The sequence below is a fragment of the Staphylococcus sp. FSL W8-0056 genome (assembly GCF_037963075.1).
Taxonomy (GTDB): domain Bacteria; phylum Bacillota; class Bacilli; order Staphylococcales; family Staphylococcaceae; genus Staphylococcus; species Staphylococcus aureus.
The window spans coordinates 1,657,041-1,683,119 of sequence record NZ_CP150142.1 but is presented as its reverse complement, the minus strand read 5'-3'; the positions used below and the strand labels follow the sequence as shown (position 1 = coordinate 1,683,119).

24 protein-coding genes are annotated in these 26,079 nt (G+C 32.3%); 19 read left to right on the top strand and 5 right to left on the bottom strand.

Going from position 1 to position 26,079, the window contains the following annotated elements:
- The first annotated feature begins 142 nt into the window (after positions 1-142).
- From NSS86_RS08450 to NSS86_RS08435, 4 genes are all read left to right on the top strand, one after another.
- Positions 143-1,612, top strand: a complete 1,470-nt coding sequence (locus tag NSS86_RS08450; RefSeq protein WP_000284436.1) for a nicotinate phosphoribosyltransferase — start codon at positions 143-145, stop codon at positions 1,610-1,612.
- Entirely contained in the window at positions 1,605-2,426 is an 822-nt protein-coding gene (gene nadE / locus NSS86_RS08445) for an ammonia-dependent NAD(+) synthetase (protein ID WP_000040866.1), read from the top strand. Before NSS86_RS08450 ends, nadE begins: the two co-directional genes overlap by 8 nt.
- Positions 2,427-2,696: 270 nt before the next feature.
- Positions 2,697-3,299, top strand: a complete 603-nt coding sequence (locus NSS86_RS08440; RefSeq protein ID WP_000011542.1) for a DUF2179 domain-containing protein — start codon at positions 2,697-2,699, stop codon at positions 3,297-3,299.
- Positions 3,280-3,453: an NETI motif-containing protein gene (locus tag NSS86_RS08435; protein WP_000669862.1), complete on the top strand. Its 174-nt coding sequence runs from the start codon at positions 3,280-3,282 to the stop codon at positions 3,451-3,453. The genes NSS86_RS08440 and NSS86_RS08435 overlap by 20 nt, the downstream gene beginning before the upstream one ends.
- A gap of 291 nt (positions 3,454-3,744) precedes the next feature.
- On the opposite strand, the gene NSS86_RS08430 is transcribed toward NSS86_RS08435, so the two are convergent.
- Both NSS86_RS08430 and scpA read right to left on the bottom strand, forming a co-directional pair.
- A complete protein-coding gene (locus NSS86_RS08430; RefSeq protein ID WP_000434933.1) occupies positions 3,745-4,071 on the bottom strand; it encodes a staphostatin A in 327 nt (108 codons plus the stop codon).
- Positions 4,072-4,101: 30 nt separating this feature from the next.
- Positions 4,102-5,268 carry a cysteine protease staphopain A gene (gene scpA / locus NSS86_RS08425; RefSeq protein ID WP_000827746.1) on the bottom strand — a complete coding sequence of 389 codons (1,167 nt, stop codon included), beginning with the start codon at positions 5,266-5,268 and terminating at the stop codon, positions 4,102-4,104.
- 859 nt (positions 5,269-6,127) lie between these two features.
- Between scpA and purB the strand changes: the two genes are divergently transcribed.
- The 6 genes from purB (at position 6,128) to NSS86_RS08395 (ending at position 14,106) form a co-directional block, all read left to right on the top strand.
- Positions 6,128-7,423: an adenylosuccinate lyase gene (gene purB / locus NSS86_RS08420; protein ID WP_000572878.1), complete on the top strand. Its 1,296-nt coding sequence runs from the start codon at positions 6,128-6,130 to the stop codon at positions 7,421-7,423.
- Positions 7,424-7,531: 108 nt separating this feature from the next.
- Positions 7,532-7,834, top strand: coding sequence for a YerC/YecD family TrpR-related protein (locus tag NSS86_RS08415; protein WP_001165363.1), 303 nt, complete (start codon positions 7,532-7,534; stop codon positions 7,832-7,834).
- Between the two features lie 171 nt (positions 7,835-8,005).
- Positions 8,006-8,698 carry a heptaprenylglyceryl phosphate synthase gene (locus NSS86_RS08410; RefSeq protein WP_000272056.1) on the top strand — a complete coding sequence of 231 codons (693 nt, stop codon included), beginning with the start codon at positions 8,006-8,008 and terminating at the stop codon, positions 8,696-8,698.
- Positions 8,695-10,887, top strand: coding sequence for a DNA helicase PcrA (pcrA, locus tag NSS86_RS08405; protein WP_000992924.1), 2,193 nt, complete (start codon positions 8,695-8,697; stop codon positions 10,885-10,887). The genes NSS86_RS08410 and pcrA overlap by 4 nt, the downstream gene beginning before the upstream one ends.
- 3 nt (positions 10,888-10,890) lie before the next feature.
- Positions 10,891-12,894: an NAD-dependent DNA ligase LigA gene (gene ligA / locus NSS86_RS08400; RefSeq protein ID WP_000774556.1), complete on the top strand. Its 2,004-nt coding sequence runs from the start codon at positions 10,891-10,893 to the stop codon at positions 12,892-12,894.
- Between the two features lie 12 nt (positions 12,895-12,906).
- Complete coding sequence (locus NSS86_RS08395) at positions 12,907-14,106, top strand: CamS family sex pheromone protein (RefSeq protein WP_339302206.1); 1,200 nt, start codon at positions 12,907-12,909, stop codon at positions 14,104-14,106.
- 88 nt (positions 14,107-14,194) lie between these two features.
- Here the strand turns inward: NSS86_RS08395 and putP are convergent, their stop codons facing one another.
- A complete protein-coding gene (gene putP, locus NSS86_RS08390; protein WP_000957020.1) occupies positions 14,195-15,733 on the bottom strand; it encodes a sodium/proline symporter PutP in 1,539 nt (512 codons plus the stop codon).
- A 366-nt stretch (positions 15,734-16,099) separates the two neighbouring features.
- On the opposite strand from putP, the gene gatC reads away from it, so the two are divergent.
- From gatC to dinB, 8 genes are all read left to right on the top strand, one after another.
- The gene (gatC, locus tag NSS86_RS08385) at positions 16,100-16,402 is read left to right on the top strand and encodes an Asp-tRNA(Asn)/Glu-tRNA(Gln) amidotransferase subunit GatC (RefSeq protein WP_000170162.1); all 303 of its coding nucleotides are present in this window, start codon (positions 16,100-16,102) and stop codon (positions 16,400-16,402) included.
- Between the two features lies 1 nt (position 16,403).
- Positions 16,404-17,861 (top strand): Asp-tRNA(Asn)/Glu-tRNA(Gln) amidotransferase subunit GatA, encoded by a 1,458-nt coding sequence (gene gatA / locus NSS86_RS08380; protein WP_000027917.1) that lies wholly within the window; start codon positions 16,404-16,406, stop codon positions 17,859-17,861.
- 12 nt (positions 17,862-17,873) lie between these two features.
- On the top strand, positions 17,874-19,301 hold the full coding sequence (gene gatB, locus NSS86_RS08375; protein ID WP_000545370.1) for an Asp-tRNA(Asn)/Glu-tRNA(Gln) amidotransferase subunit GatB: 1,428 nt from the start codon (positions 17,874-17,876) through the stop codon (positions 19,299-19,301).
- A 39-nt stretch (positions 19,302-19,340) separates the two neighbouring features.
- Positions 19,341-19,487 (top strand): hypothetical protein, encoded by a 147-nt coding sequence (locus NSS86_RS08370; RefSeq protein WP_001789566.1) that lies wholly within the window; start codon positions 19,341-19,343, stop codon positions 19,485-19,487.
- Positions 19,488-20,068: 581 nt separating this feature from the next.
- Positions 20,069-21,016: a diacylglycerol kinase gene (locus NSS86_RS08365; RefSeq protein ID WP_001231451.1), complete on the top strand. Its 948-nt coding sequence runs from the start codon at positions 20,069-20,071 to the stop codon at positions 21,014-21,016.
- Positions 21,017-21,096: 80 nt separating this feature from the next.
- Complete coding sequence (gene rlmD / locus NSS86_RS08360; RefSeq protein WP_001147865.1) at positions 21,097-22,458, top strand: 23S rRNA (uracil(1939)-C(5))-methyltransferase RlmD; 1,362 nt, start codon at positions 21,097-21,099, stop codon at positions 22,456-22,458.
- 169 nt (positions 22,459-22,627) lie between these two features.
- Positions 22,628-23,158, top strand: a complete 531-nt coding sequence (locus tag NSS86_RS08355; RefSeq protein ID WP_000548781.1) for a DUF3267 domain-containing protein — start codon at positions 22,628-22,630, stop codon at positions 23,156-23,158.
- Positions 23,159-23,404: 246 nt separating this feature from the next.
- Entirely contained in the window at positions 23,405-24,475 is a 1,071-nt protein-coding gene (dinB, locus tag NSS86_RS08350; protein ID WP_000140172.1) for a DNA polymerase IV, read from the top strand.
- 67 nt (positions 24,476-24,542) lie between these two features.
- Here the strand turns inward: dinB and NSS86_RS08345 are convergent, their stop codons facing one another.
- Positions 24,543-25,097: a 3'-5' exonuclease gene (locus NSS86_RS08345; RefSeq protein WP_000613738.1), complete on the bottom strand. Its 555-nt coding sequence runs from the start codon at positions 25,095-25,097 to the stop codon at positions 24,543-24,545.
- Positions 25,098-25,312: 215 nt separating this feature from the next.
- Here NSS86_RS08345 and NSS86_RS08340 point away from each other — a divergent pair, with 215 nt between their 5' ends.
- Positions 25,313-25,405, top strand: a complete 93-nt coding sequence (locus NSS86_RS08340) for a hypothetical protein (protein ID WP_001790679.1) — start codon at positions 25,313-25,315, stop codon at positions 25,403-25,405.
- A gap of 81 nt (positions 25,406-25,486) precedes the next feature.
- Here the strand turns inward: NSS86_RS08340 and ftnA are convergent, their stop codons facing one another.
- Positions 25,487-25,987, bottom strand: coding sequence for an H-type ferritin FtnA (gene ftnA, locus NSS86_RS08335; RefSeq protein WP_000949467.1), 501 nt, complete (start codon positions 25,985-25,987; stop codon positions 25,487-25,489).
- Between the last annotated feature and the right edge of the window lie 92 nt (positions 25,988-26,079).

Genomic DNA, 26,079 nt, shown 5'->3' with positions numbered 1-26,079 from the left:
TACTCTTAAAAATTATGTATATGTCATTAAATTGTTGGTTGATTTTAATTAAAAGTATGGAAATTAAGGGGCTCTTATGTATATAAAAAAATGAATTATGATAAAATGTAAGAAAATATTTAGGTCGATTGGAGAGATACAAGTGTACCAATTAGAAGACGACAGTTTAATGTTACATAATGACTTATATCAAATAAATATGGCTGAAAGTTATTGGAATGATAATATTCATGAAAAAATGGCTGTATTTGATTTGTATTTTAGAAAAATGCCATTTAATAGTGGCTATGCTGTTTTTAATGGTTTAAAACGCGTCATTGATTTTATAGAACATTTTGGATTTTCAGAATCTGATTTGGAATATTTAAAGTCTATTGGCTACAAGGATGATTTCTTATCATATTTAAAAGATTTAAAATTCACAGGAAGCATTCGTTCGATGCAAGAAGGCGAATTATGCTTTGGTAACGAACCATTGTTACGCGTAGAAGCACCATTGATTCAAGCGCAATTAATAGAAACAATTTTATTAAACATTGTAAATTTCCATACACTAATTACAACAAAGGCTAGTAGAATTCGTCAAATTGCATCAAATGATAAATTAATGGAGTTTGGTACACGTCGTGCGCAAGAAATTGATGCAGCATTGTGGGGCGCTAGAGCTGCTTACATCGGGGGCTTTGATTCTACAAGTAATGTTAGGGCAGGTAAATTATTTGGTATACCTGTGTCTGGTACACATGCACACGCATTTGTCCAAACTTATGGAGATGAATATGTTGCCTTCAAAAAATATGCTGAAAGACATAAAAATTGTGTGTTCCTAGTAGATACATTCCATACTTTAAAATCTGGCGTGCCAAATGCAATAAAAGTTGCAAAAGAATTAGGTGACAAAATTAACTTTGTAGGTATTCGATTGGATTCTGGAGATATCGCTTATTTATCTAAAGAGGCAAGACGTATGCTTGATGAAGCAGGATTTACTGAAACTAAAATTATCGCGTCTAATGATTTGGATGAAGAAACGATTACGAGTTTGAAAGCACAAGGTGCAAAAGTAGATTCTTGGGGCGTTGGTACAAAGCTGATTACAGGATACGATCAACCAGCATTAGGTGCAGTATATAAACTTGTAGCTATTGAAAATGAAGAGGGTTCATATAGTGATCGTATTAAATTATCAAATAACGCTGAAAAGGTTACGACGCCAGGTAAGAAAAATGTATATCGCATTATAAACAAGAAAACAGGTAAGGCAGAAGGCGATTATATTACTTTGGAAAATGAAAATCCATACGATGAACAACCTTTAAAATTATTCCATCCAGTGCATACTTATAAAATGAAATTTATAAAATCTTTCGAAGCCATTGATTTGCATCATAATATTTATGAAAATGGTAAATTAGTATATCAAATGCCAACAGAAGATGAATCACGTGAATATTTAGCACAAGGATTACAATCTATTTGGGATGAAAATAAGCGTTTCCTTAATCCACAAGAATATCCAGTCGATTTAAGCAAGGCATGTTGGGATAATAAACATAAACGTATTTTTGAAGTTGCGGAACACGTTAAGGAGATGGAAGAAGATAATGAGTAAATTACAAGACGTTATTGTACAAGAAATGAAAGTGAAAAAGCGTATCGATAGTGCTGAAGAAATTATGGAATTAAAGCAATTTATAAAAAATTATGTACAATCACATTCATTTATAAAATCTTTAGTGTTAGGTATTTCAGGAGGACAAGATTCTACATTAGTTGGAAAACTAGTACAAATGTCTGTTAACGAATTACGTGAAGAAGGCATTGATTGTACGTTTATTGCAGTTAAATTACCTTATGGAGTTCAAAAAGATGCTGATGAAGTTGACCAAGCTTTGCGATTCATTGAACCAGATGAAATAGTAACAGTCAATATTAAGCCTGCAGTTGATCAAAGTGTGCAATCATTAAAAGAAGCTGGTATTGTTCTTACAGATTTCCAAAAAGGAAATGAAAAAGCGCGTGAACGTATGAAAGTACAATTTTCAATTGCTTCAAACCGACAAGGTATTGTAGTAGGAACAGATCATTCAGCTGAAAATATAACTGGGTTTTATACGAAGTACGGTGATGGTGCTGCAGATATCGCACCTATATTTGGTTTGAATAAACGACAAGGTCGTCAATTATTAGCGTATCTTGGTGCGCCAAAGGAATTATATGAAAAAACGCCAACTGCTGATTTAGAAGATGATAAACCACAGCTTCCAGATGAAGATGCATTAGGTGTAACTTATGAGGCGATTGATAATTATTTAGAAGGTAAGCCAGTTACGCCAGAAGAACAAAAAGTAATTGAAAATCATTATATACGAAATGCACACAAACGTGAACTTGCATATACAAGATACACGTGGCCAAAATCCTAATTTAATTTTTTCTTCTAACGTGTGACTTAAATTAAATATGAGTTAGAATTAATAACATTAAACCACATTCAGCTAGACTACTTCAGTGTATAAATTGAAAGTGTATGAACTAAAGTAAGTATGTTCATTTGAGAATAAATTTTTATTTATGACAAATTCGCTATTTATTTATGAGAGTTTTCGTACTATATTATATTAATATGCATTCATTAAGGTTAGGTTGAAGCAGTTTGGTATTTAAAGTGTAATTGAAAGAGAGTGGGGCGCCTTATGTCATTCGTAACAGAAAATCCATGGTTAATGGTACTAACTATATTTATCATTAACGTTTGTTATGTAACGTTTTTAACGATGCGAACAATTTTAACGTTGAAAGGTTATCGTTATATTGCTGCATCAGTTAGTTTTTTAGAAGTATTAGTTTATATCGTTGGTTTAGGTTTGGTTATGTCTAATTTAGACCATATTCAAAATATTATTGCCTACGCATTTGGTTTTTCAATAGGTATCATTGTTGGTATGAAAATAGAAGAAAAACTGGCATTAGGTTATACAGTTGTAAATGTAACTTCAGCAGAATATGAGTTAGATTTACCGAATGAACTTCGAAATTTAGGATATGGCGTTACGCACTATGCTGCGTTTGGTAGAGATGGTAGTCGTATGGTGATGCAAATTTTAACACCAAGAAAATATGAACGTAAATTGATGGATACGATAAAAAATTTAGATCCGAAAGCATTTATCATTGCGTATGAACCTCGAAACATACATGGTGGATTCTGGACTAAAGGCATTCGTCGTAGAAAGCTTAAAGATTATGAACCAGAAGAACTGGAAAGTGTAGTAGAACATGAAATTCAAAGTAAATGAGAATGAAACAATTGCTGATTGTTTGTCACGAATGAAAATGCAAGGGTATATGCCGGTAAAACGTATTGAAAAACCCGTGTTTCAAGAGCAAAAAGATGGCACGGTTGAAGTATCACATCAAGAAATCGTTTTTGTAGGTAAGAAAATCCAATAACATAATCCAATTTAAATAAAGACTATTTGAAGAGGAAAGGCTATTCAAAGTTTGAGTAATTTTACTTTGAATAGCCTATTTGTTTATACATGCAAGATGCTCGATCCATATTGTATGAGAAACCCCCAGCAAGCTATATAAAGCATATGCTGGGGGTTCTTAATATTTTAAAAATTATTGTTAGATTATATATATCGTCGCTTTTTCTAAAACAATCTCATCGCATGAAATTTTTTCTTCCTAGAGACCTTTAATAAGATTAATAGTTTACTTAATCATATCTAGATAGTCTTATGACTTATGCTTAATGAAAGTCATTCTAGGAGAAGTTCCCAAAGCTTCTGTGTTCATAATTGTTAGTAGTATTTTATTATCATTTGGTATAAATATTTCAATAACAATTGAGCTATTATTTTTATTATATAATGTGAGTTGTTTGTGTTCTGTATTTATATATTTGCAAATGTAATCAGAATCGTCTGAGGTACTGAGAATAAATTTTAAAGGACTATCATTTAAATCTTGAGGATGCCATTCTCCCTCAATAATATTAAGATAATACTTAGCCTCTGAATTACATTTGAATTTATCAATACTAAATAATTCAATTTGTTCCATAATATTATTTACCTTTCTAAAATACAAATTTTAATAACCATAAATAGATGAATACCATCGATAATGGTCGCCATTGGATACTGGAATAACATTGTTTTTAGCATCTTGAGTCATAAAACCATTATCCCATGGATTCCATATAATTATAACCTCTTGTCCATTATCTAATTTAGCGTTCCCAACAACTGCCATGGCATGCCCTGCGTGCATACCATTTCTTGATTCTACTCTACTACCTAAAACAGCAATTCCTTTATTATTTTTAGTAAGATTGTCAACTTCATTATATGTAGTCATTCTATTAAGAAGTTGTGGACTTCTTCCCTGAGTTTGTCCAAAATAAATCATCTCTCTTGGCGTTAAACCAGTAAATTGGAATCGTTGTCCTTGTAAGTTTGGGTGTAAAAATCTCATCACAGCTTCTGCATGATATTTGTTAGTATTATAAGTCGCATTTAGTAATGCAGACATCGTATAGCCTGCACACCAACCATTGTTACCTTGAGTTTCTCTTATCTTGAAATTCTCAAGTTTATTTATATATTGCTCGTTGTAAGTATAATTATTACTTTTAAATTGACTAGTTGGCATAGTGACAGAAGCTTTTTGCTTTAGTTGCGTTACATTATTGCCAGTAGGTATACTCTCAGTCTTTTTTAACTTTTTATCTTCTAGACGTGGTGTTTTTAGTACTAGTTTAGCTTTATGATTTTGAGTAACCACATAGTAACCTTTTGAGTTTGTCAAAATAGTAATTTGTTGATCTTTATATTGATTTAAGACTTTAGATAAAAATGGAGAAACATTGATTGTGTATTTAGAAGATGAACTAGAATACTTAGTGATTTTTGGTGAAATTGTAACTATATAATCGATATTACCTTCAGTGTTCAAAACTGGAAAATAATAATTACCATCACTCTTTTTGTTGAATTTATAAATTTTAAAAGGTTCACCAAGTGTATACGAGGCTTTCTCTTTATTATAGATTTTATCAAGTGAAGTAACATAAGAAAGATAGTCTTTTTGCGCTAAATTACGTACGTCAGTAGGAACACTCTTGTCCTCGACATTAACTTGCACATGCTTCTTATCTTTTGCTTTGATATTTGAATTGCTCTCAGCGTTTGCAATAGGGGTAACACTTAAAGAAAATATTAAACTTAAAGCTATTAATTTTGGAAAGTTTCTTTTCATATAAAAACTCCTTCATTTTATTATAAAATAATTATATTAAATTTAGTTAAGAGTTTCAATATAAAATTTTAATCTATGTTTAAAAAATAATTAATTTTTACACATTATCAGTTTATGTAATAATTTAGTAGCTTATTTACTAAATTGCAAACATCTCATTCAATAATTAATATGATCGAAAGTTTCATGAAAATATATTAGTCGATTTTGAAAGAAGCGTAGTCAATTTATGTCTTTCTATAAAAATTTACTATTAAAAAAATCTCTGCGTATTTTTCTATAATCAGTTTCGTATTTATACGATTCTGGAGTTCAATATTAATGTCTTATATTTAAAATGCCACACCTATGCAATAGAATATATATTCTTTTTGTGAGTAGAAAATTTGTTATATTAGAAGCGAATAATTTTAAAACATATTATGAAATGTAAGAAGAAATATTATGAAACTAGGAAAAGTAGATTGTTGAAAATTCCATACAATAGGAGAAGTAAAGTGAATAAATTCTGGTATTACTAAAGCTATTGATTGTCCTAATTGTTATAAAAAGTTGGATAGTGTAGTTGAGGGGAGAAAAACTAAAATGCAAAAATATATTCTTAATGGATCATTATAAATACCAATTAGATTAAAGTATTGCGAACATTTACAATTAGAAATCAGTATTAATCTGCCATAGATAATTGTATTAATGTAAAAAATAAAATAGAATGAGAATATACGGAAATTTTTTATACATTTATAACCAATTCTGTTAAACTGTGAAGAGTAGAGTTAAAAACGAACTTTTTGTTTATTTTTATTAAAAATGTTCTGTTTTTGAAAATTCGAGTATACATACGATAGGAGTTAAAAAAATGATTGAACGCTATTCTAGAGAAGAAATGTCTAATATTTGGACTGATCAAAATCGCTATGAAGCATGGTTAGAAGTGGAAATTTTAGCATGTGAAGCATGGAGTGAATTAGGACATATACCGAAAGCTGACGTACAAAAAATTCGTCAAAACGCAAAGGTAAATGTCGAACGTGCACAAGAAATTGAACAAGAAACGCGCCATGATGTTGTAGCCTTTACTAGACAAGTTTCTGAAACGCTAGGTGAAGAACGTAAGTGGGTACATTATGGTTTAACTTCTACTGATGTTGTAGATACAGCTTTAAGTTTCGTTATTAAACAAGCAAATGACATTATTGAAAAAGATTTAGAAAGATTTATCGACGTTTTAGCTGAAAAAGCAAAAAATTATAAATATACATTGATGATGGGACGTACACATGGAGTGCATGCAGAACCAACTACATTTGGTGTCAAAATGGCATTGTGGTACACGGAAATGCAACGTAACTTACAACGTTTCAAACAAGTAAGAGAAGAAATTGAAGTAGGGAAAATGAGTGGTGCAGTAGGTACTTTTGCTAACATTCCTCCTGAAATAGAAAGTTATGTGTGTAAACATTTAGGTATTGGCACAGCGCCTGTATCAACGCAAACATTGCAACGCGATCGACATGCATACTATATTGCGACATTAGCATTAATCGCGACGTCACTAGAAAAATTTGCCGTTGAAATTCGTAACCTTCAAAAAACCGAAACAAGAGAAGTTGAAGAAGCATTTGCAAAAGGCCAAAAAGGTTCATCTGCAATGCCTCATAAACGAAATCCAATTGGTTCTGAAAATATCACAGGTATTTCAAGAGTCATTCGTGGTTATATTACTACAGCTTATGAGAATGTGCCATTATGGCATGAAAGAGATATTTCTCATTCTTCTGCTGAGCGTATTATGTTACCAGATGTTACAATAGCACTAGATTATGCATTGAATCGTTTCACAAATATTGTGGACCGTTTAACTGTATTTGAAGATAATATGCGTAATAACATAGATAAAACATTTGGTCTGATTTTCTCACAACGTGTCTTATTAGCATTAATTAATAAAGGTATGGTTCGTGAAGAAGCATACGACAAAGTACAACCAAAAGCGATGATATCTTGGGAAACGAAAACACCTTTCCGTGAATTAATCGAACAAGATGAGTCTATTACAAGTGTTTTAACAAAAGAAGAATTAGATGAATGTTTCGATCCTAAACATCATTTGAATCAAGTTGACACTATTTTCGAACGCGCTGGATTAGCATAAAATTAAATAAAGTAACGATTCAGATTTAATAAAATATAAATCGCTACACTTTAATAGATTAATGCGTTAAAATGACATAAAGAATAAAATTATAGGGGTTGTTTCGATATGCAAATTGAAAAATTACGAGGTGCAGCGTTAGATGAATTGTTTGATGCAATACTAACGTTAGAAAATAGAGAAGAATGTTACCAATTTTTCGATGATTTGTGTACTGTAAATGAAATTCAATCACTGTCTCAAAGATTACAAGTTGCTAAAATGATTAAGCAAGGTTATACCTATGCAACGATTGAACAAGAATCTGGAGCATCGACTGCAACGATTTCTAGAGTGAAACGTTCATTACAATGGGGTAATGATGCTTATACAATGATTTTAGATCGTATGAATATTGAAACAAATGAATAATAAATGAACGATAAACAATGGTTATCTATCTGCACTAATAAGGTAGATAATCATTGTTTTTTCACGAAAAAATTTACAGAGTAAAAGAACTTAAAATTCATATTAAGTCTTTAGAACTCGACACTTAAAAATGCTATAATCATATGTATGTTAAAAAAGGAGTTTCGGAAAATGTATGACATTAAAAAATGGCGCCATATTTTTAAATTAGACCCAGCTAAACATATTTCAGATGATGATTTAGATGCGATTTGTATGTCTCAAACAGATGCAATTATGATTGGTGGAACTGATGACGTTACTGAAGATAATGTCATTCATTTAATGAGCAGAATAAGAAGATACCCATTGCCTTTAGTACTTGAAATATCAAATATCGAAAGTGTAATGCCTGGTTTTGATTTTTATTTTGTACCTACAGTACTGAACAGTACAGATGTTGCATTTCACAATGGTACATTATTAGAAGCGCTTAAAACATATGGACATAGTATAGATTTTGAAGAAGTAATATTTGAAGGGTATGTCGTGTGCAATGCTGATAGCAAAGTGGCAAAACATACCAAAGCAAATACAGATTTAACAACAGAAGATTTAGAAGCATATGCCCAAATGGTCAATCATATGTATCGATTACCGGTTATGTATATAGAGTATAGTGGCATTTATGGCGACGTATCAAAGGTTCAAGCTGTCTCAGAACATCTAACAGAAACGCAACTTTTTTATGGTGGCGGTATTTCCTCAGAACAACAAGCGACAGAGATGGCAGCTATTGCAGATACAATTATCGTCGGTGATATTATTTATAAAGATATTAAAAAAGCTTTAAAAACAGTAAAAATAAAGGAGTCTAGTAAATGAATGCGTTATTAAATCATATGAATACAGAGCAAAGTGAAGCTGTAAAGACAACAGAAGGACCATTGTTAATTATGGCAGGTGCTGGTTCAGGGAAGACACGTGTTTTAACACATAGAATTGCTTATTTATTAGACGAAAAAGATGTCTCACCATACAATGTTTTGGCTATTACTTTTACAAATAAAGCTGCAAGAGAAATGAAAGAACGTGTTCAAAAATTAGTAGGTGATCAAGCAGAAGTTATTTGGATGTCAACATTCCACTCAATGTGTGTTCGTATTTTACGTCGTGATGCAGATCGAATAGGTATAGAACGCAATTTTACGATAATTGATCCTACAGACCAAAAATCTGTTATTAAAGACGTCTTAAAAAATGAAAATATTGATAGTAAAAAGTTTGAACCTCGTATGTTTATCGGTGCGATCAGTAATTTGAAAAATGAACTTAAAACACCTGCAGATGCTCAAAAAGAAGCCACAGATTATCACTCGCAAATGGTAGCAACGGTTTATAGTGGATATCAACGCCAATTGTCGCGTAATGAAGCGTTAGATTTTGATGACCTTATTATGACAACGATTAACTTATTTGAGCGTGTACCAGAAGTTCTAGAATATTATCAGAACAAATTCCAATATATTCATGTAGATGAGTATCAAGATACTAATAAAGCACAATATACATTAGTTAAATTATTAGCAAGTAAGTTTAAAAACTTATGTGTTGTAGGTGACTCAGATCAGTCAATTTATGGTTGGCGTGGTGCTGATATTCAAAATATCTTATCATTTGAAAAAGACTACCCAGAAGCGAATACAATCTTTTTAGAGCAAAATTATCGTTCGACGAAAACGATTTTAAATGCGGCTAACGAAGTGATTAAAAATAATTCTGAACGTAAGCCAAAAGGACTGTGGACTGCAAATACGAATGGTGAGAAAATTCATTACTATGAAGCAATGACAGAACGTGATGAAGCGGAATTTGTAATACGAGAAATTATGAAGCATCAACGTAATGGTAAGAAATATCAAGATATGGCAATTTTATATAGAACAAATGCACAATCACGTGTACTTGAGGAAACATTCATGAAATCTAATATGCCATACACAATGGTTGGTGGCCAAAAGTTCTATGACCGTAAAGAAATCAAAGATTTATTAAGTTATTTGCGTATAATTGCCAATAGTAATGATGACATTAGTTTGCAACGTATTATTAATGTTCCAAAAAGAGGTGTAGGTCCTTCATCTGTTGAAAAAGTTCAAAACTATGCACTTCAAAACAATATCAGTATGTTTGATGCACTTGGAGAAGCTGATTTTATCGGATTGTCAAAAAAGGTGACACAAGAGTGTCTTAATTTTTACGAGTTAATCCAAAGCTTGATAAAAGAACAAGAATTTTTAGAAATTCATGAAATAGTTGATGAAGTATTACAAAAGTCTGGCTACCGAGAAATGCTTGAACGTGAAAATACACTAGAATCTCGAAGTAGATTAGAAAACATCGATGAATTTATGTCAGTACCAAAAGACTATGAGGAAAATACCCCATTAGAAGAACAGTCATTAATTAACTTTTTAACGGATTTATCGTTAGTAGCTGATATTGATGAGGCAGATACTGAAAATGGCGTAACACTAATGACGATGCACTCGGCTAAGGGCCTTGAATTTCCAATCGTCTTTATAATGGGGATGGAAGAATCTTTATTCCCACATATTAGAGCGATTAAGAGTGAAGATGATCACGAAATGCAAGAAGAACGTCGTATTTGTTATGTAGCAATTACAAGGGCTGAAGAGGTGTTATATATCACTCATGCGACATCAAGAATGTTATTTGGTCGCCCTCAGTCGAATATGCCATCTAGATTTTTAAAGGAAATTCCAGAATCACTATTAGAAAATCATTCAAGTGGCAAACGACAAACGATACAACCTAAGGCAAAACCTTTTGCTAAACGCGGATTTAGTCAACGAACAACGTCAACGAAAAAACAAGTATCGTCATCTGATTGGAATGTAGGTGACAAAGTGATGCATAAAGCCTGGGGAGAAGGCATGGTGAGTAATGTAAACGAGAAAAATGGCTCAATCGAACTAGATATTATCTTTAAATCACAAGGGCCAAAACGTTTGTTAGCGCAATTTGCACCAATTGAAAAAAAGGAGGATTAAGGGATGGCTGATTTATCGTCTCGTGTGAACGAGTTACATGATTTATTAAATCAATACAGTTATGAATACTATGTAGAGGATAATCCATCTGTACCAGATAGTGAATATGACAAATTACTTCATGAACTGATTAAAATAGAAGAGGAGCATCCTGAGTATAAGACTGTAGATTCTCCAACAGTTAGAGTTGGCGGTGAAGCCCAAGCCTCTTTCAAAAAAGTCAACCATGACACGCCAATGTTAAGTTTAGGGAATGCATTTAATGAGGATGATTTGAGAAAATTCGACCAACGCATACGTGAACAAATTGGCAACGTTGAATATATGTGCGAATTAAAAATTGATGGCTTAGCAGTATCATTGAAATATGTTGATGGATACTTCGTTCAAGGTTTAACACGTGGTGATGGAACAACAGGTGAAGATATTACCGAAAATTTAAAAACAATTCATGCGATACCTTTGAAAATGAAAGAACCATTAAATGTAGAAGTTCGTGGTGAAGCATATATGCCGAGACGTTCATTTTTACGATTAAATGAAGAAAAAGAAAAAAATGATGAGCAGTTATTTGCAAATCCAAGAAACGCTGCTGCGGGATCATTAAGACAGTTAGATTCTAAATTAACGGCAAAACGAAAGCTAAGCGTATTTATATATAGTGTCAATGATTTCACTGATTTCAATGCGCGTTCGCAAAGTGAAGCATTAGATGAGTTAGATAAATTAGGTTTTACAACGAATAAAAATAGAGCGCGTGTAAATAATATCGATGGTGTTTTAGAGTATATTGAAAAATGGACAAGCCAAAGAGAGTCATTACCTTATGATATTGATGGGATTGTTATTAAGGTTAATGATTTAGATCAACAGGATGAGATGGGATTCACACAAAAATCTCCTAGATGGGCCATTGCTTATAAATTTCCAGCTGAGGAAGTAGTAACTAAATTATTAGATATTGAATTAAGTATTGGACGAACAGGTGTAGTCACACCTACTGCTATTTTAGAACCAGTAAAAGTAGCTGGTACAACTGTATCAAGAGCATCTTTGCACAATGAGGATTTAATTCATGACAGAGATATTCGAATTGGTGATAGTGTTGTAGTGAAAAAAGCAGGTGACATCATACCTGAAGTTGTACGTAGTATTCCAGAACGTAGACCTGAGGATGCTGTCACATATCATATGCCAACCCATTGTCCAAGTTGTGGACATGAATTAGTACGTATTGAAGGCGAAGTAGCACTTCGTTGCATTAATCCAAAATGCCAAGCACAACTTGTTGAAGGATTAATTCACTTTGTATCAAGACAAGCCATGAATATTGATGGTTTAGGCACTAAAATTATTCAACAGCTTTATCAAAGCGAATTAATTAAAGATGTTGCTGATATTTTCTATTTAACAGAAGAAGATTTATTACCTTTAGATAGAATGGGGCAGAAAAAAGTTGATAATTTATTAGCTGCCATTCAACAAGCTAAGGACAACTCTTTAGAAAATTTATTATTTGGTCTAGGTATTAGGCATTTAGGTGTTAAAGCGAGCCAAGTGTTAGCAGAAAAATATGAAACGATAGATCGATTACTAACGGTAACTGAAGCGGAATTAGTAGAAATTCATGATATAGGTGATAAAGTAGCACAATCTGTAGTTACTTATTTAGAAAATGAAGATATTCGTGCTTTAATTCAAAAATTAAAAGATAAACATGTTAATATGATTTATAAAGGTATCAAAACATCAGATATTGAAGGACATCCTGAATTTAGTGGTAAAACGATAGTACTGACTGGTAAGCTACATCAAATGACACGCAATGAAGCATCTAAATGGCTTGCATCACAAGGTGCTAAAGTTACAAGTAGCGTTACTAAAAATACAGATGTCGTTATTGCTGGTGAAGATGCAGGTTCAAAATTAACAAAAGCACAAAGTTTAGGTATTGAAATTTGGACAGAGCAACAATTTGTAGATAAGCAAAATGAATTAAATAGTTAGAGGGGTATGTCGATGAAGCGTACATTAGTATTATTGATTACAGCTATCTTTATACTCGCTGCTTGTGGTAACCATAAGGATGACCAGGCTGGAAAAGATAATCAAAAACATAACAATAGTTCAAATCAAGTAAAAGAAATTGCTACGGATAAAAATGTACAAGGTGATAACTATCGTACATTGTTACCATTTAAAGAAAGCCAGGCAAGAGGACTTTTACAAGATAACATGGCAAATAGTTATAATGGCGGCGACTTTGAAGATGGTTTATTGAACTTAAGTAAAGAAGTATTTCCAACAGATAAATATTTGTATCAAGATGGTCAATTTTTGGACAAGAAAACAATTAATGCCTATTTAAATCCTAAGTATACAAAACGTGAAATCGATAAGATGTCTGAAAAAGATAAAAAAGACAAGAAAGCGAATGAAAATTTAGGACTTAATCCATCACACGAAGGTGAAACAAATCCTGAAAAGATTGCAGAAAAATCACCAGCCTATTTATCTAACATTTTAGAGCAAGATTTTTATGGTGGTAGAGATACAAAAGGTAAGAATATTAAAGGTATGACGATTGGTTTAGCTATGAATAGTGTTTATTACTATAAAAAAGAAAAAGATGGACCGACTTTTAGTAAAAAACTAGATGATAGCGAAGTTAAAAAGCAAGGTAAACAAATGGCTAGTGAGATATTATCAAGGTTACGTGAAAATGATGATTTAAAAGATATACCAATTCATTTTGCAATTTATAAGCAATCAAGTGAAGATTCAATCACACCAGGTGAATTTATCACTCAAGCGACTGCAGAAAAGAGTCAAACAAAGCTTAATGAATGGCATAATATCAATGAAAAATCAGCTTTATTACCTTCTTCAACAGCAGCAGATTATGATGAAAATTTAAATAATAATTTCAAGCAATTTAATGATAATTTGCAATCATATTTTTCTAATTTCACACAAGCAGTAGGGAAAGTTAAATTTGTTGATAAAAAGCCACAACGATTAGTAGTAGATTTACCAATCGATTACTATGGACAAGCTGAAACAATTGGTATTACACAGTACGTTACTGAACAAGCGAATAAATATTTCGATAAAATCGATAACTATGAAATTCGTATTAAAGATGGTAACCAACCACGTGCTTTAATTAGTAAGACAAAAGATGACAAAGAACCGCAAGTTCATATTTACAGTAATTAATTGTAAATTAAAGATAATAAAAAGGTACCAATGTTAGTCATAATTTTGATTAACATTAGTACCTTTTTAATTTGTTAAGACTTATGAATTATTTTTCTCTAACGATGTCACGAACTTTGTTTAAGTCAGTTTCAACAAATGCACCAGGTTTTTTAGTAAGTTTACTTACAACATATGTAACGATTACACTTACAATAAATCCAGGAATAATTTCATATAAGCCGAATATTTCGTTGATATGTGCCAATGGTTTAATCCACGCAATCCAAACGATAACGACTAAGGCACCTGAAACCATTCCACTTACAGCACCGGCACGTGTCAAACCTTTCCAGTAAAGTGCAAATAGCACAAGTGGACTGAACGATGCACCAAATCCGGCCCAAGCGTTACCTACTAAGTTTAGAATTGTGTCGTTTGGATTCCATGCAATCGCGATGGCAACAATTGCTACAACTAATACAGATAATCTTCCAATCATAACAAATTCTTTTTGGTGCGTTTTAGCTTTTTCTTCACCACGAATTAATTTATAAAAGTCTTCCGTTAGTGAACTAGATGTTACAAGTAATTGTGAAGAAATCGTGCTCATAATTGCAGCTAGAATCGCAGCAAGTAAGAAACCACCTACAAGAGGATGGAAGAGTACTTGACTCATCACGATGAATAATGTCTCAGGATCTTCTAGTTTAATATGATAAGCAGGTACGAATGCAATACCTGTTAAACCAACAGCCACAGCGCCTAATAAACCAACAGCCATCCAGCTAATACCTAAACGTCTAGCTTTAGGTAGCATCTTGTGTGATTTAATAGACATAAACCTTACAATGATATGAGGTTGACCGAAATAACCTAATCCCCATGAAAATAGAGAGATAATTCCTATAAATGATAACCCTTTAAATAAATTTAAATTTGTAGGTTTCATAGCTGCTACATCATGAAACGTTCCCCAGCCGTTTAAATTCATCATAGCAACAATAGGGACCATAACCATCGCAATTAACATAATGACACCTTGGAAGAAATCTGTAATTGATACAGCTAAATATCCACCAAAGAAAGTATAGAAAATGACAATGAAAGCAACTAATATTAAACCGAAATGATAATCTAATCCAAAAGCACTTTCAAATAATTTACCACCAGATACGAAACCAGAATGTGTATATAATGTAAAGAATACTACGATAATCAATCCAGAAATAATCTTTAACACATTATTTTTATCGTTTAAACGATTTTTAAAGAAATCTGGTAATGTAATTGCATCTCCAGCTAATTCGGTATAAACACGAAGTCTAGGAGCAACAACAAAGTAATTTATATAAGCACCTAATGTTAAACCGATTGTAATCCACATAGCTGATAGACCAGTGCTATAGACAGAACCAGGTAGCCCCATAATCATCCATCCACTCATATCTGAAGCTCCAGCTGATAATGCAGTAATATACGGTCCAATACTACGTCCACCTAACATGTACTCGCTTAGGTTACCAGTTGCTTGCTTGTAACCGTAAAAGCCAATAACGATTAGTATCAAGAAGTAGACGGCAATCATAATATAAGTTTGCCAATTGGCATCTACTTGTTGACTTAATGCTGTCCCCATTGTAAGCATGATAAACACTCCCTTTATTTAATTTATAATTTAGTTACTTGAAAACATTATACATAAAGATAAATGTTTAGAAAAGTAGGAAAATTAAATTTATTCTTTTTGAAATACTTGCATACCAATATAGGAAGCGCTTTCGTATTTTTTGGATATGAGCAAATTTTTATAATTAAAATTGCATAATCATAATATTGAATTGGGTTGTCTAATATTAAAAGAGTGTTGTTTTCATAAAAAATGATTTGATAAACGAATGATAATGTTTATACAGTTTATATGAAATTAAAGTAGCACCTCATAAATACTTAGATTTTTAATTGGAAATTTGATACAATTTAGTGATGAATGACTTAAAGGAGGCTTTTATTAATGACAAAAGTAACACGTGAAGAAGTTGAGCATATCGCGAATCTTGCAAGACTTCAAATTTCTCCTGAAGAAACGGAAGAAATGGCCAACACATTAGAAAGCATTTTAGATTTTGCAAAACAAAATGATAGCGCTGATACAGAAGGCGTTGAACCTACATATCACGTTTTAGATTTACAAAACGTTTTACGTGAAGATAAAGCAATTAAAGGTATTCCGCAAGAATTAGCTTTGAAAAATGCCAAAGAAACAGAAGATGGACAATTTAAAGTGCCTACAATCATGAATGAGGAGGACGCGTAAGATGAGCATTCGCTACGAATCGGTTGAGAATTTATTAACTTTAATAAAAGACAAAAAAATCAAACCATCTGATGTTGTTAAAGATATATATGATGCAATTGAAGAGACTGATCCAACAATTAAGTCTTTTCTAGCGCTGGATAAAGAAAATGCAATCAAAAAAGCGCAAGAATTGGATGAATTACAAGCAAAAGATCAAATGGATGGCAAATTATTTGGTATTCCAATGGGTATAAAAGATAACATTATTACAAACGGATTAGAAACAACATGTGCAAGTAAAATGTTAGAAGGTTTTGTGCCAATTTACGAATCTACTGTAATGGAAAAACTACATAAAGAGAATGCCGTTTTAATCGGTAAATTAAATATGGATGAGTTTGCAATGGGTGGTTCAACAGAAACATCTTATTTCAAAAAAACAGTTAACCCATTTGACCATAAAGCAGTACCAGGTGGTTCATCAGGTGGATCTGCAGCAGCAGTTGCAGCTGGCTTAGTACCATTTAGCTTAGGTTCAGACACAGGTGGTTCAATTAGACAACCGGCTGCATATTGTGGCGTTGTCGGTATGAAACCAACATACGGTCGTGTATCTCGATTTGGATTAGTTGCTTTTGCATCTTCATTAGACCAAATTGGTCCATTGACTCGAAATGTAAAAGATAATGCAATCGTATTAGAAGCTATTTCTGGTGCAGATGTTAATGACTCTACAAGTGCACCAGTTGATGATGTAGACTTTACATCTGAAATTGGTAAAGATATTAAAGGATTAAAAGTTGCATTACCTAAAGAATACTTAGGTGAAGGTGTAGCTGATGACGTAAAAGAAGCAGTTCAAAACGCTGTAGAAACTTTAAAATCTTTAGGTGCTGTCGTTGAGGAAGTATCATTGCCAAATACTAAATTTGGTATTCCATCATATTACGTGATTGCATCATCAGAAGCTTCGTCAAACCTTTCTCGTTTTGACGGAATTCGTTATGGTTATCATTCTAAAGAAGCTCATTCATTAGAAGAATTATATAAAATGTCAAGATCTGAAGGTTTCGGTAAAGAAGTAAAACGTCGTATTTTCTTAGGTACATTTGCATTAAGTTCAGGTTACTACGATGCTTACTATAAAAAATCTCAAAAAGTTAGAACATTGATTAAAAATGACTTTGATAAAGTATTCGAAAATTATGATGTAGTAGTTGGTCCAACAGCGCCTACAACTGCGTTTAATTTAGGTGAAGAAATTGATGATCCATTAACAATGTATGCCAATGATTTATTAACAACACCAGTAAACTTAGCTGGATTACCTGGTATTTCTGTTCCTTGTGGACAATCAAATGGCCGACCAATCGGTTTACAGTTCATTGGTAAACCATTCGATGAAAAAACGTTATATCGTGTCGCTTATCAATATGAAACACAATACAATTTACATGACGTTTATGAAAAATTATAAGGAGTGGAAATCATGCATTTTGAAACAGTTATAGGACTTGAAGTTCACGTAGAGTTAAAAACGGACTCAAAAATGTTTTCTCCATCACCAGCGCATTTTGGAGCAGAACCTAACTCAAATACAAATGTTATCGACTTAGCATATCCAGGTGTCTTACCAGTTGTTAATAAGCGTGCAGTAGACTGGGCAATGCGTGCTGCAATGGCACTAAATATGGAAATCGCAACAGAATCTAAGTTTGACCGTAAGAACTATTTCTATCCAGATAATCCAAAAGCATATCAAATTTCTCAATTTGATCAACCAATTGGTGAAAATGGATATATCGATATCGAAGTCGACGGTGAAACAAAACGAATCGGTATTACTCGTCTTCACATGGAAGAAGATGCTGGTAAGTCAACACATAAAGGTGAGTATTCATTAGTTGACTTGAACCGTCAAGGTACACCGCTAATTGAAATCGTATCTGAACCAGATATTCGTTCACCTAAAGAAGCATATGCATATTTAGAAAAATTACGTTCAATTATTCAATACACTGGTGTATCAGACGTTAAGATGGAAGAGGGATCTTTACGTTGTGATGCTAACATCTCTTTGCGTCCATATGGTCAAGAAAAATTTGGTACTAAAGCCGAATTGAAAAACTTAAACTCATTTAACTATGTACGTAAAGGTTTAGAATATGAAGAAAAACGCCAAGAAGAAGAATTGTTAAATGGTGGAGAAATCGGACAAGAAACACGTCGATTTGATGAATCTACAGGTAAAACAATTTTAATGCGTGTTAAAGAAGGTTCTGATGATTACCGTTACTTCCCAGAGCCTGACATTGTACCTTTATATATTGATGATGCTTGGAAAGAGCGTGTTCGTCAGACAATTCCTGAATTACCAGATGAGCGTAAGGCTAAGTATGTAAATGAATTAGGTTTACCTGCATACGATGCACACGTATTAACATTGACTAAAGAAATGTCAGATTTCTTTGAATCAACAATTGAACACGGTGCAGATGTTAAATTAACATCTAACTGGTTAATGGGTGGCGTAAACGAATATTTAAATAAAAATCAAGTAGAATTATTAGATACTAAATTAACACCAGAAAATTTAGCAGGTATGATTAAACTTATCGAAGACGGAACAATGAGCAGTAAAATTGCGAAGAAAGTCTTCCCAGAGTTAGCAGCTAAAGGTGGTAATGCTAAACAGATTATGGAAGATAATGGCTTAGTTCAAATTTCTGATGAAGCAACACTTCTAAAATTTGTAAATGAAGCATTAGACAATAACGAACAATCAGTTGAAGATTACAAAAATGGTAAAGGCAAAGCTATGGGCTTCTTAGTTGGTCAAATTATGAAAGCGTCTAAAGGTCAAGCTAATCCACAATTAGTAAATCAACTATTAAAACAAGAATTAGATAAAAGATAATTTAAATCATCAAACTATGAAGATTTAAAAAATAAACCCTTGATTGCTGACTTAGATGCAATCGAGGGTTTATTTATATCTATAGAAGTCATATTACTTTTAACTTTATTCATTGTACATGTTAATGGTAAAAATATTAATTTTATTAATGCGTTAGCTTTAATTATATTAAGGCAAACTGTATAATAAAAAGGTATAAAACATTTTTGTATAAAGACAACATTATATTTACAACATCATTTTAAAGGTAAAATAGCATAACTGACGAAGTCTATATAATGAAGAACGGCAAAAAATGCTGAATAAATAACAAGCTTTGTACATATTGAGATAGTATTTGTTTAAGATACAAGTTGGTCTTTAACGATATTAAGAATGATGAAATAAGACTGAGCCTGGGTCATAAATTCAATGTCCTAGGCACTACAATGTTATATTGGCAGTAGTTGACTGAAAGAAAATACGCTTGTAACAAGCTTTTTTCAATTCTAGTGGGGCCCCAACATAGAAGCTGACTTTCTGTCAGCTTACAATAATGTGCAAGTTGGCGGGGCCCCAACATAGAAGCTGACTTTCTGTCAGCTTACAATAATGTGCAAGTTGGGGTGGGGCCCCAAACAAAGAGAATTTCGAAAGGAAATTCTACAGACAATGCAAGTTGGGGTAGAACGAAATAAATTTTGTTAAATATTATTTCTGTCCCACTCCCTATTAGACGAAACAAAGATGAAGTTAAAATATATGAATTTTAAGTAGAGGGATAAGATATGAGGAAACGTGCTAGAATCATTTATAACCCGACATCAGGTAAAGAGCTATTTAAAAGAGAATTACCTGATGCCTTAATAAAATTAGAAAAAGCGGGATATGAAACGAGTGCATATGCAACCGAGAAAATAGGTGATGCCACACTTGAAGCAGAAAGAGCTATGCATGAAAATTATGATGTATTAATCGCTGCAGGTGGTGATGGAACATTAAATGAAGTAGTTAATGGTATCGCAGAAAAGCCTAATCGTCCTAAGCTAGGTGTCATTCCTATGGGTACTGTTAATGACTTTGGACGTGCATTGCATATACCTAATGACATCATGGGGGCACTTGATGTCATCATTGAAGGTCATTCTACTAAAGTAGATATTGGTAAAATGAATAATCGATACTTTATTAATTTAGCTGCAGGCGGACAATTGACGCAAGTCTCTTATGAAACACCGAGTAAATTGAAATCTATTGTTGGTCCATTTGCTTATTACATCAAAGGTTTCGAAATGTTACCTCAAATGAAAGCTGTAGATTTAAGAATTGAATATGATGGTAATGTTTTCCAAGGAGAAGCATTATTATTCTTTTTAGGTTTAACAAATTCAATGGCAGGATTTGAAAAATTAGTGCCGGACGCTAAGTTAGATGACGGCTATTTTACGTTAATTATAGTTGAAAAATCAAACCTTGCAGAACTTGGTCATATTATGACTTTAGCTTCAAGAGGAGAACATACTAAGCATCCTAAAGTTATTTATGAAAAAGCAAAGGCAATTAATATTTCATCATTCACAGACTTACAACTAAATGTAGATGGAGAATATGGTGGTAAATTACCAGCGAATTTCTTAAATCTAGAACGTCATATAGATGTCTTTGCACCTAATGATATTGTAAATGAAGAGTTAATAAATAATGATCATGTTGATGACAATTTAATCGAAGAATAAACAGAAATAGTGAAATATATAATGGCAGGTTAGGAAGCGCATAATTTTGTTCCTAACCTGTTCATTTTGGAGGTAAAATTTTGCAAGCAATAGCTAAAAATGACATAAAAACGGGAACAGTTGTTGATTTAACGCATGAAGGCCATGGTGTTGTAAAAATAGATCGCTTTCCTATTTTCATACCACAAGCTTTAATTAATGAACAAATTGAATATAAAATTATCAAAGTAAAAAAGAACTTTGCGATAGGTAAGTTGCTTAATATAAATACGAGAAGTGAGAATCGTGTTGCACCGCCATGTATATATTATGAACGTTGTGGTGGGTGCCAACTTCAACACTTATCATACGAAGCACAACTTGAAATGAAAAAGGAACAAGTGATTAATTTGTTTCAGCGAAAAGCGCATTTTGATAATTCTAAGATTAACGATACAGTTGGCATGACAGATCCTTGGAGATATCGAAACAAGTCCCAGATTCCAGTTGGTAAGAATGAACAGAATGAAGTTATTATGGGCTTTTATCGTCAAAGAAGCCATGACATTATTGACATGGAAAGTTGTTTAATACAAGATTCACAACATCAAGAAGTGATGAATGAAGTTAAATCTATTTTAAAAGATTTAAATGTAAGTATTTATCAAGAACAATTGAAAAAAGGTTTAATGAGACATTTGGTTGTAAGAACAGGATATCATACAGACGAAATGATGATTATTTTTGTAACTAATGGTAAAAAGTGGCCACAAAAAAATGCTGTTGTTGAGAAGATATTAGATGCATTTCCTAATGTGACAAGCATTAAACAAAACATTAATGATAGCCACTCTAATGTTATTATGGGACGTCAATCTATAACGCTATATGGTAAAGATACAATTATTGATCAATTAACAGATAGTACATTTAAAATAAGTGATCAGTCATTCTACCAAATTAATTCTGAACAAACAGAGAAATTATATAATAAAGCAATTGAGTATGCGCAATTGACAGGTAATGAAGTTGTATTAGATACCTATTGTGGTATTGGAACAATAGGGCTATATATGGCACCACATGCAAAACATGTATACGGTGTTGAAGTAGTACCTTCTTCAATTGAAGACGCACAACAAAATGCGACTATAAACCAATGCAATAATACAACTTTTGTCTGTGGGAAAGCTGAAGAAGTTATTTTACAATGGAAAGCACAAGGGATTAAACCAGATGTTGTAATGGTTGATCCGCCAAGAAAGGGCTGTGACGAAACGTTTATTCAGACTTTGCTTACATTAGAACCTAAGCGTATTGTCTATATTTCATGTAATCCCGCAACACAGCAACGTGATGCATTATTATTAGCTGAAAAATATCAACTTGAAGAGGTAACACCGGTAGATATGTTTCCACAAACAACACATGTTGAGACAGTGGCATTATTCAATTTGAAATAGCGCACATGATTTGAGATAAAATTTCGCCTTAATAAGTGAAGAAAGAAGTCGTATATTAAAATTTTATTACAGCCAATTTACTTTCTTGATATGAACTTTTTAAATTAAATGTGACATTGTATACTATATTTAAAGAAGAATAAGAATGTCATGATCGGGAGGGTTGGTAATGCATAAAATTGATTTAACGACAAATAATTTTCAAATGCGAAGGTTTATTATCTTGCAACTTGTTATTGCGTTATTCGTGATTTTATTTACGTATAAGTGGGCGTTAGGTGTCACAGCGGTTGTCGATCAAAATATCATCATCAATCTTGTATATGGGTTTGCTGGATTCATTATTTTATTGATTTTACATGAACTTATCCATAGAGCATTATTTCTTTTATTTAAAAAAGATAGCAAACCTATGTTTAATATAAAAAAAGACAGAATCTTATTCCAAACAGCAGATGCTTGCTTCAACAAATGGCAATTCTCAATTATTATGCTGTCACCACTAATCTTATTAAGTACTGGCTTGCTTATTTTAATTAAGGTATTTGGTTATTCATCACTTATTTTTATGTTTAGTATGCATACCGCTTATTGCTTTATAGATATTCTGCTTGTTGCATTAACAATATCTAGTAGTTTTAAATATGTTCAACAAGATGAAGATAGTATTTATTTGTATCATCAAAAGCCGACTCAATAATAAATTTTAATATGATAATACCAACAAAATGAATTTGCTTGAATTATTTCAGATTACCTATGTTTTCTTACTCAATCGTCTTCATCATCATGCTTAAATAGCAATTGATTTTATAACAACTTGTAGTTATCTCAATATAGTTATCGCTAAGTGCAAGATTTATGTAAAAAAATCGTACACAGCGTATAATTATGTTGAGATATTTTTGTGCGTTATAAAAGTAAAAATTAGTAGGGAGGTGAGCACTTGACTGAGAGACGAATTATTCATATAGATATGGACTATTTTTTTGCACAAGTCGAAATGAGAGATAACCCCAAATTGAAAGGGAAACCAGTCATTGTTGGTGGTAAAGCAAGCAGTAGGGGTGTTGTCTCTACGGCATCCTATGAAGCACGAAAATACGGCGTCCATTCAGCAATGCCTATGTCACAAGCGCATAAATTATGTCCAAATGGATACTTTGTCACAAGTAATTTTGGTGCTTACCGAGAAACATCTGCGCAGATTATGTCTATTTTCCGAAGTTATACAGATAAGGTAGAACCGATGTCATTGGATGAAGCGTATTTAGATATTACAGAATTAGTGAGACCAGACCTTCCTGCTTCGAAAATTGCTCAGTATATTAGAAAAGATATTCTAGAGCAGACACATTTAACAGCATCTGCAGGTGTTTCTTATAACAAATTTTTAGCTAAATTAGCGAGTGGTATGAATAAACCTGATGGTTTGACTGTGATTGATTATCAAAATGTCCATGATATTTTGATGACATTGGATATTGGAGATTTTCCAGGCGTAGGTAAAGCTTCCAAAAAAGTAATGCATGATAATGGTATTTTTAACGGTAGAGATTTATATGAGAAAACGGAATTTGAATTAATACGTTTGTTTGGAAAAAGAGGTCGGGGTTTATATAACAAGGCACGCGGTATTGACCATAGTGAAGTGAAATCATCAAGAGTAAGAAAATCAGTAGGGACTGAACGCACATTTGCAACAGACGTGAATGATGATGAAGAGATTTTAAGAAAAGTATGGGAATTGTCAGGTAAAACAGCTGAACGTCTAAATAAATTACAGAAGTCAGCTAAAACTGTAACGGTTAAAATTAAAACTTATCAATTTGAAACGCTATCTAAACAGATGAGTTTAAGAGATTCGGTTAGTTCTGAAGAAGATATTTATAATATTGCATATTTACTTTATAACGATTTAAAAGACCCAGATGTACCAATTCGACTTATTGGTGTCACTGTAGGTAATTTAGAACAATCAACTTATAAAAATATGACGATATATGACTTTATATAAAATAAAGCTCCCTGCAAAGTTTACATTTTTACAATGCTTACTTTTGAAGGGAGTATTTTATTTAGTCCTAGCCTTTATCTTTTAGATTTTTACCATAAATATTAGTTACATATGTTAAATTTTCATAATTTTTCAGTAGCCTAAAAGTAATCATTGCGCATGCTTTGGCATCATTCAATGCATCATGATGACCATGAAAATCTAATTGATAAAACTCCATCATATGTTTTAAACCGTATCGATACGAATCAACGGTTCTTTTAGCAAGTTGATAACTACAAAAGTAAGTTAAATTTGGAGTTGGTAAACCAATATTTTGAATGCTTTGATGTAAGACGTTCATATCAAATGCCGCGTTATGTGCGACAACAGGTAAATCTGCAATAAATTGCATCATATATGGAAATACGTAGTCAAACGTAGGTGCATTTTCAACATCTTCTGGTTGTATGCCATGAACTTTAATATTTTGTTGTGAAAAATAGTCTTGCGGATTCACAAGAGTATGAAATGTTTCTGTTATTTGACTATCAATGACTTTAACCATTCCGACAGAACAAATACTTGTACGTTTACCATTTGCTGTTTCAAAATCAAGTGCAACAAACGCATCTTGTATCATGTAGTCAATCCTTTCAATTAATTAAATGTATATATTAATAGACTTTTAGTCATTTGCTTACAAACGATACATAATATTATACGTGAAGGTATAACGTGAAATCTATCATTTGGATGTAACTCTGATTAAAAAGTAAATGATGATATGCTTTAAAATCGGTCAAATTAATTCAACATCAAATTTAGAGTTATTAACATTAGTAGTTTAAAAAATAAATGACTAAAAATACAATAATTAGCCTTGAAAATGAAAAAACGCAGATCAATGATTCAGAAAATGAATCTAGTGATCTCCGTAAAGCAAAATAATATAGACATTGGGTTATTGTAAGTGACCCAAATGCCTATCATGTCGTATGATATTTATCTGTCTATTGTAGTGATGTTTAATTATTCTTCGTCGAATGTACGAGCGCCAAGTTCTTTTTCGTAAAGATATAATGCATTGCTGTCATCGCCGATACGAGTTAAATAATTGATGTGAGTTTCAAACATTGATTCTTCTTCGACTTGTTCATCTAAGAACCAGTTTAAGAATGAGATAGTTGCATAATCTTTATCTTGACGAGCGATTTCAGATAAGTTATAGAAACGTCTTGTTACTTCTTGTTCTTGAGATAAGCTGTCTTTGAAAGTTTCTAGTATGCTTGAAAAGTCAATTTTTGGTGCTGAAACTGCTCTGAATTCTGCATGTGCACCTCTGTCGTTAATATAGTTATAAATCTTTTGTCCATGGAAACGTTCTTCTTTAGCTTGTTGAATGAAGAAGTTTGCAAATCCTTCGTACGATTCTTTATCACAGTATGCTGCCATTGCCATATATGCGTGTGCTGCAAAGTACTCATGGTTCATTTGATCATTTAATGCTTCTAATAAATTTTTACTTAACATTTTGTTACACCTCTTATTTGTAAATTAAAATTACTATGAATTAAACTTAGTATAACAAACTCATTCTCAATTGTAAATAATAATAATTATAA